Source organism: Micromonospora sp. NPDC007271 (assembly GCF_040634005.1).
Lineage (GTDB): Bacteria > Actinomycetota > Actinomycetes > Mycobacteriales > Micromonosporaceae > Micromonospora.
The window spans coordinates 1-9997 of sequence record NZ_JBEYER010000161.1; the positions used below are offsets into that span (position 1 = coordinate 1).

Sequence of the window (9997 nt, forward strand, 5' to 3'; positions counted from 1 at the left end):
CGTGGACCTGGTCGAGCAGGCCTCAGTGAAGGGCAGCTCCGGTGGGAGCTGCGGCGACCAGCAGGAGCGGGGCTGGATGCCCGCCCTCGCGCCTCAGTGAAGGGCAGCTCCGGTGGGAGCTGCGGCACGGTGTCGATCCAGCCCTGGATACCTTCGGCGCCCTGCTCGCCTCAATGAAGGGCAGCTCCGGTGGGAGCTGCGGCCTCAACTACGCGGGATACGCACTCCGTACTCATCGGCCGGGCCTCAATGAAGGGCAGCTCCGGTGGGAGCTGCGGCATGTGGTTGGCGCCCTTGTCCGGGCCGTAGTCCTCCACGCCTCAATGAAGTGCAACTCCGGTGGGAGCTGCGGCCGGGGCGGCCGGTGAGCGCGCGCCGATGCCGACGCAGCTTCAATGAAAGGCAGCTCCAGTGGAGGCGACGGCGTGCACTCGGCCGACCGGATCCGACTCGCCCCCACGCCCCAATGAAACCAACTCCGGTGAACTGAGGCCGAGCGGCAGCGGCAGATCGACGCAGGCGAGATCACGCCCCAATGAAGGGCAGCTCCGGTGACAGCTGCGGCCCGTAAGGCGATCGGCACGGTGGGCATCCTGATCGGCATGCCTCAATGAAGGGCAGCTCCGGTAAAGCTGCGGCGAGGGGCTGGCTGGATGCTCACCGGCGCGATGGTCTTTCCTGAATGAAGGGCAGCTCCGATGAGAGCTGCGGCGAGCGCGTCCGCACCAGCGGCGACAACCGCGACAAGCCTCAATGAAGGGCAGCCCCCGGTGAGAGCTGCGACAGGAACAACTCGCCACCCGTGCCTGGCTCGGCGAAGCCGCCTCAATGAAGCCGCAGCTCTCGCTGGGAGCTGCGGCACGGCACACGCCACGTACGCCCGCCGGGACATCCTGCCTCAATGAAGCGCAGCTCCGGCGAGAGCTGCGGCCCGAGGCCGCGCCGCGACGCCGCGTCGTAGGTGACGACGCCTCAATGGAGGCAGCTCCGATGAAAGCTGCGGCTCGTCGTCGTCGATGCCGCGGACGATGTCACCGTGGCCTCAATGAAGGGCGGCTCCGGTGGGAGCTGCGGCCTGTTCGCCGCCGTCTACCGCGCCGGATGGGCAGACGGGCCTCAATAAAGGGCAGCTCCGGTGGGAGCTGCGGCGTCGGAGATGAACGCCGCGTCGGCGCTGGACCTGTCCTGGCCTCAATGAAGGGCAGCTTCGGTGGGAGCTGCGGCCGCCGTGGGGCCACCTGGGTGTTCAGGCCCAGCTCCGCGCGCCTCAATGAAGGGCAGCTCCGGTGAGAGCTGCGGCATGCCGCCCCACTGGATCACGCCATCCGACTCCGCGCCTCAATGAAGGGCAGCTCCGATGGGAGCTGCGGCGTGTACTCCCCGGCGACTGTGGCGAAGCTGCTGCGCCGGCCCCAATGAAGGGCAGCTCCGGTGGGAGCTGCGGCTTCACCGGCACGCCGGTCTCCAACACCATGCTTGAGCTCCCTCAATAAAGGGCAGCTCCGGCGACAGCTGCGGCTGAGCCGAGATTTTATCCGCCTCGAGCTGCGGTGGGGGAATATAACGCCTGTTGCGGCACAGGCTGATAGGAATCAGCTCGGGTATCAGCGGCGACCGGTTTTGAGCAGCTCACCGAGAATGGCTCGGCGTTCGGGTGCGCTGTCGCTGCCGAACCGGTGTACAGGGAAGCGTACGACTGCGATGACGTCCCGGCTCGCGAGCCATTGGCGGGCTGCCTCGCCGCTGGACGGGTCGTCGTCCGAAGCGCGTCCGATGCTGTCCGGGGCAAGTCCGGTCGACGCGAACTGGGACAGCTGTTCGCTCGCGATGATGGTGCGGTGACGGGCCGTTCGCCACCGGCCGTCCCAGACGGGTACGTAGAAGTAGCCGGATGTTCCCCGCCCGATGTGGCCGCTTGTGATGGCGAAGCCGTTCGTGCGCTGGGCGATGGGAAACTGCGAGATGCCCCACAGCGCGCACCAGGCTACTGCGTTGTCGGTCGGCCCTGGTGAGGCGAACCCGGTCGGCGTGCGACTGTCTGGTCGGTCCTTGCCGATCTCGTCGCGGACGCTACGGCCGAGCAGTCCGTCGCTGACTTCGGCGGCGGTGCGGGCGGCGACCGCTGCGGCGAGCGGGCGGATCCGGTTGCCGACGAACTCGGATCCCTGGTTGCGGGGCTGCATCTCCAGCCGGCTAGCGCCGTCGTCCTGGAGCCGATCGCCCTTGCGGTTCTTGCTCCAGTAACTCGGTTCGCCGAGCGCGGCGATCAGTCGGAGGTCGAGCATTGCCCGCGCGTTGGTGAGTTGGTTAAGGACGTGGTGCCGCCGGTCCTGGAGTGAGCGCCAGCCCTCGCTGCTGGAGATGACGCTGATTCGGGGGCTCATCAGAGCTCGCTGCTCGCCTTCGCTGATCTGCCGGTTCGGCCAGCTCTCCGGGGTGTCGTGCCGGGCCGCATGTCGGCGTACGATCTCGCCGATCGTCTCTGGGGTGGCCTGGGGTGCGCTCAGCACTGGCCGGGGTGTCATGCCTGCGGTCCACGACAGCCGGACGTCTTCCAGTCCGCCGTCCTCGACGATCGCTGCGAGCCCGTACAGCGCCATGTGCGACAGCATGGTCGTCGGCTCGGCGGTCGCCAGTACGAAGTCGGTCATGATCCCTCCGCGGAGACCTGTCCGTCGGCCGCGCGGAGCAGCGCCTCCAGGTAGGCGCAGCCCCACACCCCCCAACGGTTGTGTGTGCGTTCGATCAGCTCGTCCCACAGACCTTCGTCGAAGAGCGTGGCGGCGGTTTCGTCGGCGTTGTCGACCAGTTGGTCGCTGGTGTGCGGGAAGCCGTGCCGGCCGTGCCCGTGGCTCGTACCGATCAGCCGGGCGACCAGTTCTCGACCCTGGCCATCCAGGGCGGACAGTGTGGGCCAGGCACGGACCACGGAGAGCTGCTCGTGTCGCCAGCCGGTCGGCAGGCCCGAAGCCGTCCGGAGCCGCCGGATCGTTCGCGTGTCCCGCACCCCGCTTTTGGCCAGCGGCTCCACGGGGGCAGGGCCGGTCCGCAGCGAGCGCTGGAAGCGGTCATCCGCCTTCCCGTCGTCGTGGTGAAGGCCCGCGAGGCGGAGCGCCTCCACCAGCTCGGCGGCGAGGCCGAGCCGGCTGGCGACGGTCTTGGCACGCTCCGCCACTGCTTCGGCGTGCCGGCGGAGCGTGACAGGCCTGCGGCGCGGGGTCCACGTCTGCCGCAGCTCCGCGTCGGCAAACGCGTTGCGGAGGTCGACAACGATCAGCCGGACGAGTTCCGGCTCGCCGTCGTCCGACTCCTGCCAGTGCAAGGTCACTTCGGCCTCGGCCGGCTCGTCCGCCGGCCGGTCGAGCAGTCCGGCCGCCGCCACCACCATCGGTCGCGGCGTCAGCCCCTCACGATGTACGCGGAGCAGCCGGGCGATCTCCAGCGGGTCTAGCTCGGCCGCGTCCGGCTCGGCCAGCTCGGAAGCGGTGACGACCGCGTCGAGGAACCAGCGGTGAGCGCCGCTGTCCCGCTCGATCCGGAGCACGACCTCGCCCGGCTTCGGTTCGTCGAGCGCGTCGAGCACATCGTTGACCCGCTCGTTGCCTTCCGGGTCGACGATCCCGGCGGTGAACAGCTCGGTGGTGTCGTCGATGACGAGCTGGTCGCCGGGCCGGAGCCGGTCGCCGTCGGCCAGCGGGCGCGGCGCCGCGTCGCCGGCCCGGACCAGCATCGCACCCGGCTTCAGGCGGTCGCGGATCTTCGCCGCCTGGCGGATTGAGACCGGAAACACCTCGTACTGCCGAGGGGGAAGTTTCTCGATCAGCCGCACGGCGTCGGACTCGTCGGCCGGCAGCGCGCGCCGGACGACGATGCCGATCTCGTGGTCGGGCTCGTCGAGGTTGTCGGAGAGCCACAGGTCGAGGTCGTCCTGGCTGGCGGCGAGGTCGTCGCTGGTCCGGGCGAGGTGCCACGTCTGGGCCAGTTCCAGGCGCTGCAGGAGGTCCCGCCTCAGCGCCGGGACCGGCGGTCGGGGCTCACGCAGTGCCCACGGCGCCAGGCCGGCCGAATCGGCGGATTGCCGCTCCAGCCAGGTGTGGGCCGCCGCCAGGTCGTCGCGCTGGTACGGCCCGGACTGGGCCCCGTCGGGCAGGTCGGCCGCCGGCACCACCACGGTGACCTCCGTCGTGCGCCGTCCGACCCGGTTGACCCGGCCGGCCCGCTGGGCGATGGCCCCGCCGGGTGCCAGCTCCGTCACCGCGGCGGCCAGGTCGAGGTCAACCCCGACCTCCAGGCTCTGGGTGCTCACGAGGACGTCGACTTTCGGGTCGCCGGCGATGCTGAGCAGCGTCGACTTCGGCGGTCTCAAGCGGGCGACGTCGTACGGCCGCAGCCGCCCGCAGATCAGCTCTGTCGCCATGCCACGCGCTCGCAACTCCCCGGCGACGGCGGCGGCGACCGCGACGCTGTTGACGAAGCACCCGACCGTCGGGCCGTACGCCTCGCGGAGCCGTACCGCCTCGTCCGCCAACGCCGTGACGCCCGCCTTGCGCGCCGGGCCACTGTGCGGGATCGGCCAGGACGCGAGTGGCAGTAGAGTGATGGGCTTCGGTGCGGTCAGCCGTTGCCGCAACGCCTCGTCCACGTCCAGGTCGTCCTGTTCGACGCCGACCGCCACTCCGGCGTCGGCACGGGGCGTGGCGGTGGTCTCGACAACCTGAAGGACCGGCACGCCGAGCGGCTCCTCGGCGACCGCGGCCAGCTCGGTGACCCGGCGGGCCGTGGTCACCAGTTGCTGGGACAGGTGCGCCTCGTCGACGACGGCGACGGTGTCGTACGCGAGCAGACCGGCTTCGCGGGGCCACGCCTGCGCCCGCGACCCGTAGCCGGACAGCAGCAGCCGGGAGCCCCACATGTCGGGCGTGGCGCAGAGCACGGCGCAGCCGAGCGGTTCGTCCAGCCATTCCCGTGACGGGGGCGCGCCGCCGCGCAACAACGCGGTGGACAGCGGGCGGACGTCCGGGTCCCTGCGCCCCGCCCACAGCGAGTTGAGCGCGTCGGCCACCCGGGCCAACACGGTCCTACCGTCCCGGGCCTCCGCCAACCGGTCCGCGATCGACGTCGCGTGCTCGTGCTGGTCGTCGACGAGGGCCCGACGGTCCACGACGAGGGCCAGCCGGCGCGGCACCCGGACCGGGTGGCCGCAGGCCATCAGCGCCACCGCGAACACGTGTACGTCGATAACGCTCGTCTTGCCCGCCCCGGTCGGGGCGACGAGCTGGTCCGGCCACCGGCCGGTACGCAGGATGTGGTCGAGCAGCCGCTCCTGCCACCGAAACGGCCGATGTCCACCACGGACCGCGGCGAAGAAGGCACCGAAGTCGGCGCGGTCGAGGCTCACCGGGCCCACCTCCGCACGATCTCGGACGGCAGGTCTCGCGGCACGAGCAGGCCACCGCCCAGGTGCCGGCTCTGCCCGATGGCGGCGATCGTCCGAGGGCCGGTCAGGTCACCGAGGCTCAGCACCGCCCGGTACGGCTGAATCACTGTGTCCGGGTGCACCTTGTGCACGTAGCGGCCGACGTCACCGTCCATCACCCGTACCGCCGACTCGACCCGGACCCCGCGCCCGGCGACCGCCTCCGCCAGCGCCCGGTAGCGCGCGTCGCCTCGACCCGGCGCGGCGAACTCGTGCCGCCAGACCAGCGCGACCGACAGCGCGGCGGCGTCGGCGAGGGACCAGCGGCCGCCGCGTGGCGGCCGGCTATCGGGGACAGCGACCGGCTCGGTCTGCCACCACCGCTCGGTGCCGGCGGCCGGCTCCGGCCAGAACGTGTCGGCCGGGATCTCCACCGGCGACTCGACCGCGAACGGACCAGCAGCGACCTTGACGTGCCGCAGCCGCTGCACCGCCATCCGGATCAGGGTGAGGTCGACGTCGCTCGCTTCCCGCGGCAGCAGCAACGCCAGCGCGGTACCGCCGACGTGTGGCGCGTCGGGGCCGAGGAACTGGATCGCGCACCGGTTGCTGGGCCGCGGCACCCCTGGTTCGTAGGCGCCGGTCAGGATCGCGGGCGCACCGTCGCCGACGAGCGCGACGAGCGCCCGGTGCACGGCGACCGCGTACCGCACCCGCCGCTCCGGCGGGATCGGCCGGTCAACCCGGAACAGCAGCACCGACGTCCACGGCGTCGGCGGGGGCGGCGGCTCCGGCCGGGCGTACCGGCCGAGCGCGAGGCCGCTCGTCACCACCGGTGGCGCTGTGGTCTTCTCACTCGAGCGATGTGCGTCGGCTTTCAACGGCGGCGCGACCGACATCTCGCGGTGCGCTGCCTCCAAGGCGTCCAACCGACCGGTGGTGGCGACCGCGAGGTCCAGACCTTCCCCGGTGAACAGGTCGGCCTCCCGGTCGAGGCGGTGGGTCGGTTCGGCCTCGGCCACCGCGAGCCGTACCGGCGACTCGCTGGTCCCCAGGTACGGCACCTCAGGGCAGAGCTCGGCCAGCGCTGCGGTCACCGGCTCGGGCGGATCCTGCTCCCACGTCCAGGCGAAACGTCCGGCCACCGCCACACCGGTCACCGCCGGCTTGCCGACCAGCTTCTCCGACAACGGGTTGCGGCCCTCCTTGACGACCAGCCCCTCTTTTCGGTACGCCGTCGCAACGCCGCCGTTACGCAGCGTCTCCGGCACGGCGAGGCCGTCCGGCGGGTTCGCCTCCAGCCAGCGCAATGCCTCGCGGTCCGCGTCGCAGGGTCGCAGCCCGTCCCCATCAGCGACCGCCCGGACGCCCTGCGCCGCCGCGCACAGCAGGGCAGCGTGCAAGCGGGCCGGCGACGGCAGCGGGTCGAGTTGACCGCTGCCCACGTGCCCCTTGTAGACACCGAGGAGGGGCTCGGCGACGATGGCGAAGCTCACGAGTTGTCGTCCGTCTCGACCGCACCGGAGACGATGTCCGGGTTGCCGGTAACCCGCATCGCCAGACCCGACCACGCGACGTCGGCGACCTTCTCGGCATGCGCGAGCGCCTCGCTCAGCAACAGGTCGGCGGCGTCGATGCTGAGCGGCTCGACGTCGAGGAAGACGCCGCCCCGCTGGTCGAGCCGGACCTTCGGAACCTCCGCCTCGACCAGGTCGCAGTTCGCCCGCAGGTAGAGCTCGGCGTCGGAGCGGGCGAGCGCGTTGAGTGCCAGCGCGGCCAGCAGCGCCCGGCAGGCGGCGTCGCCCTCGACACCGGCCCCGAACCGCATTTGGCGCAGCGTGGCGAAGGACAGCACATGCGTACGGATGATGGTGTCGCAGGCGACGCCGGCCAACTGGTCGAGCGTCGGCGGGATGCCACCGAGGCCGAGCGCGGACGCCGACTTGGCGTCACCCGGCTTGATCCCGTTGGCCGTCTTGACGATCTCGCCGTAGGTGGCCGGGCTCAGCTCGGCTCGCTGCCGGTCGGCCGTCTCGGTCATCACCTTCCTGCCGAGGTTGATCTGCATACCCACCGGGTCGACCCGCGCCCCGCCGCGCAGGCCGGGCTCCGGCTTCGTCAGCACACCGGTCCCGGCGCGGCTCGCCGAAACGAAGCCGACGATCTCCCCGACCAGCGCGCTCCGCCAGCGGCCCTGCCGGCTACGCCGGCTCGAATCCCAGCCACCGAAGACAAGCGTCACCGGGCTCGTCTCCAGCAGGGCCCGGGCGTTTGCCGGGCTGGCGTCCCGGACCGCCCGGTACGCCTCCGTCTGCGTGGTCGGTTGCCCGTCGATCGCGCCCGCGCGGATGTGCCCGTCGAACACCCGGTGCGGCAGCGTCAGATCGTAGTAGTGCTCGACCACACCATCCCGCTCGTAGGTGACCCGCACATGCGGCACCCGGGACAGCAACGGATGCCCGTCCTCGATGGCCTGGGCCAGCGCCTGCTCGGCCCGGTTGAGCTGCGACTGCTTCGAGTCGATCACCACCGCGTAACGGCTTTCGTCACCGAGGTAACGCTGCTCGTACGCGTACACGCCGCCCTTCCTGCCCCGCTCGGCGAACTTGGCCGGCGCAACCGACGTGTGCCGCCCACCAGCCGGCTCCAGCACAGTGGCCGACGTGAGGCAACTGGACCCACCGGGCGACCCGGCGGCGAGCAACGCAGCAAGATCCAACGAACGCATTCAGACTTCCTTCCAGACAACTGACGGCGGTATCCACGCCAACTCGACGGTCCTGGTACGTAGTCGCGATTGCCGTTTTCCGCCCAGCAGAGCCCTCGCTACCAGAAGGTAGAACCATCAGCACAGGGAGGCCCACATCTACGACGCATCCCGGTCGACTGCAATGCCAGTGTCAGCATTGCGACACTTGGTGACGGCGCCACCATCCGCGACGCGCACTACCGTTTGCGGATCCAGACAGGAGAAGCCCCATCCAACGTCATTTGTCATCTTCAATGGCTGTCGGCCGCATCGCGCCACGCTCTCTCCGCTATGCGGATTCGCTGACGGACTTTCAGTCCGCCAGCACCGGCGGTCGCCGCCTACCAGCCGCGCACGGATTGCTTGATCTTGGCTTGGGGGGCTCAAACTGGCAGGTGAGTGGAATGCCTCTATTGAGGGTGGCTCGCACCGCCTCTCCAACAGGAAGAACCTGCACCCCACCCCCGCACCTTCGATGACGCCCTCATCTGGACAGCATCGCCAGGCCAGGCGCGGCGGGTTGATCGGCGTGGCGCTGCTGCTGGGGTTGGGGTTGCGGGGCATGGGGTGCAGGGTCGGACCGTTGGGCAGGGTGATCGCGAGTCGGGGTGTGTAGCCGTGGCGGGCGAGTAGGTGTTCCCGGCCGGCGGGGATGGTGGCCCAGGCGGGCAGGTCGATGTGGTCGAGGCGGCGGCGGTGGTGGGTGAGCATCGCTGCGGCGCGCCCGGTGTGCTGGGCGTCGGGATGGACGGCGAGGAAGGCGAGGTGGTAGTGCGGTTCGGTGGGCTGTCTCGTGGACAACAGGCTGTCCAGCAGGTCGAACCGGTCCGTATGCGCTCCGGCGGCGTCGGTGAGGCGGATGCGGTACTGGCTGGTGGTGGGATGGGCCGGTAGCGGTGAAAGCCGACGGCGGTGGCGGTGTGGTCGTCGGTGAGGTGGATGTCGCCGAAGAACATGGCGTGTTCGACCCAGATCGCGGCGACGTCGGTCAGCACCTGGCGGCGCTGGGGTGGGTCGGGCACCAGCCACGCGGCGAGCGGTGTGGGGTGTAGTGCGTCGGCGATCAGCGCGGCAACCGAGTCCTTGTCGGTCCAACGGGCAGCGCGGATACGCAACAGAGCCTCCATCGGATGGGTACCTCGTCGGGTCGGGGGTGGTTAGCGGTAGGTGGCGGTGGCGAGGTCGCCGACCGCGGCATCGACGGTGGCGGTGATGTCCCGCACCGACCGGTGATGCTGGCCGCCGATCGCGTTCAGGCGTGCGGTCAGGGTGGTGGTGTCGTCGGCGAGGTAAAGGTGGGTGGTCAGCCCGAGGGCGGCGACGAGTCCGGCGAGAGCGGCGGTGTGGTTGTCGGGCTGCTCCCTGCCGGCGGAGGCCGAGGTGACCAAGTGCGCCACGGCCTCAGATACCGCAGCCGGGCGCGGGCGACGACCGCCCACTTGCTGTCCGTGGCGAGGTAGGTGTCGGTGCGGGCGAGGCCGCCCAGCCGCCGGCGGGTGTGCTGTCGGAGGATGCCGGCGGCGACGAGTCCCGCGCGGGTGCGCTCGTACAGGTCCTCGGCGAACCAGCGCAGGAACGCCTTCACCGGTGGCGCCGCCCGGCCGTGGCGGATCGCGGCGAGGGCGGTGTCGGCGATCAGGTCCCCGACCGGCTGGCCGCTGTGCGGGCGCAGCCACCGATCGCCAGCCGGGTGGCTGTCGCCGGTGGGGCCGAGAACGATCCGGCCGGCGAGGAACAGGTCGATCACGACCGCGCCGGCGGTCCGCCCGGCCTGCCAGCCACGTCGATGCGCGCGTACAACGGCCAGCCGTGGCCGGAGCCGTCCTTCACCA

At 71.0% G+C, this 9997-nt stretch carries 5 protein-coding genes, 1 pseudogene and 1 CRISPR repeat array; of the genes and pseudogenes, 1 reads left to right on the top strand and 5 read right to left on the bottom strand.

Annotated elements, in window-relative coordinates; genetic code table 11:
* Positions 1–19: 19 nt before the first annotated feature.
* A CRISPR array of direct repeats spans positions 20–425; the repeat unit is 29 nt; unit sequence TGAAGGGCAGCTCCGGTGGGAGCTGCGGC.
* A 1179-nt stretch (positions 426–1604) separates the two neighbouring features.
* The 4 genes from ABZ570_RS32500 to cas7u are packed head-to-tail and all read right to left on the bottom strand — an operon-like array spanning position 1605 to position 8144.
* Positions 1605–2651 carry a hypothetical protein gene (locus tag ABZ570_RS32500; protein ID WP_358071774.1) on the bottom strand — a complete coding sequence of 349 codons (1047 nt, stop codon included), beginning with the start codon at positions 2649–2651 and terminating at the stop codon, positions 1605–1607.
* Entirely contained in the window at positions 2648–5407 is a 2760-nt protein-coding gene (gene cas3u / locus ABZ570_RS32505; RefSeq protein WP_358071776.1) for a type I-U CRISPR-associated helicase/endonuclease Cas3, read from the bottom strand. Before cas3u ends, ABZ570_RS32500 begins: the two co-directional genes overlap by 4 nt.
* Positions 5395–6912: a type I-U CRISPR-associated protein Csb2 gene (gene csb2 / locus ABZ570_RS32510; protein WP_358071778.1), complete on the bottom strand. Its 1518-nt coding sequence runs from the start codon at positions 6910–6912 to the stop codon at positions 5395–5397. The genes cas3u and csb2 overlap by 13 nt, the downstream gene beginning before the upstream one ends.
* A complete protein-coding gene (gene cas7u / locus ABZ570_RS32515; protein ID WP_358071780.1) occupies positions 6909–8144 on the bottom strand; it encodes a type I-U CRISPR-associated RAMP protein Csb1/Cas7u in 1236 nt (411 codons plus the stop codon). Before cas7u ends, csb2 begins: the two co-directional genes overlap by 4 nt.
* A gap of 699 nt (positions 8145–8843) precedes the next feature.
* On the opposite strand from cas7u, the gene ABZ570_RS32520 reads away from it, so the two are divergent.
* Positions 8844–9059: a hypothetical protein gene (locus ABZ570_RS32520; protein ID WP_358071782.1), complete on the top strand. Its 216-nt coding sequence runs from the start codon at positions 8844–8846 to the stop codon at positions 9057–9059.
* Between the two features lie 263 nt (positions 9060–9322).
* On the opposite strand, the pseudogene ABZ570_RS32525 reads toward ABZ570_RS32520, so the two are convergent.
* A pseudogene (locus ABZ570_RS32525) lies at positions 9323–9924 on the bottom strand (GPP34 family phosphoprotein); the annotation flags it as partial.
* Between the last annotated feature and the right edge of the window lie 73 nt (positions 9925–9997).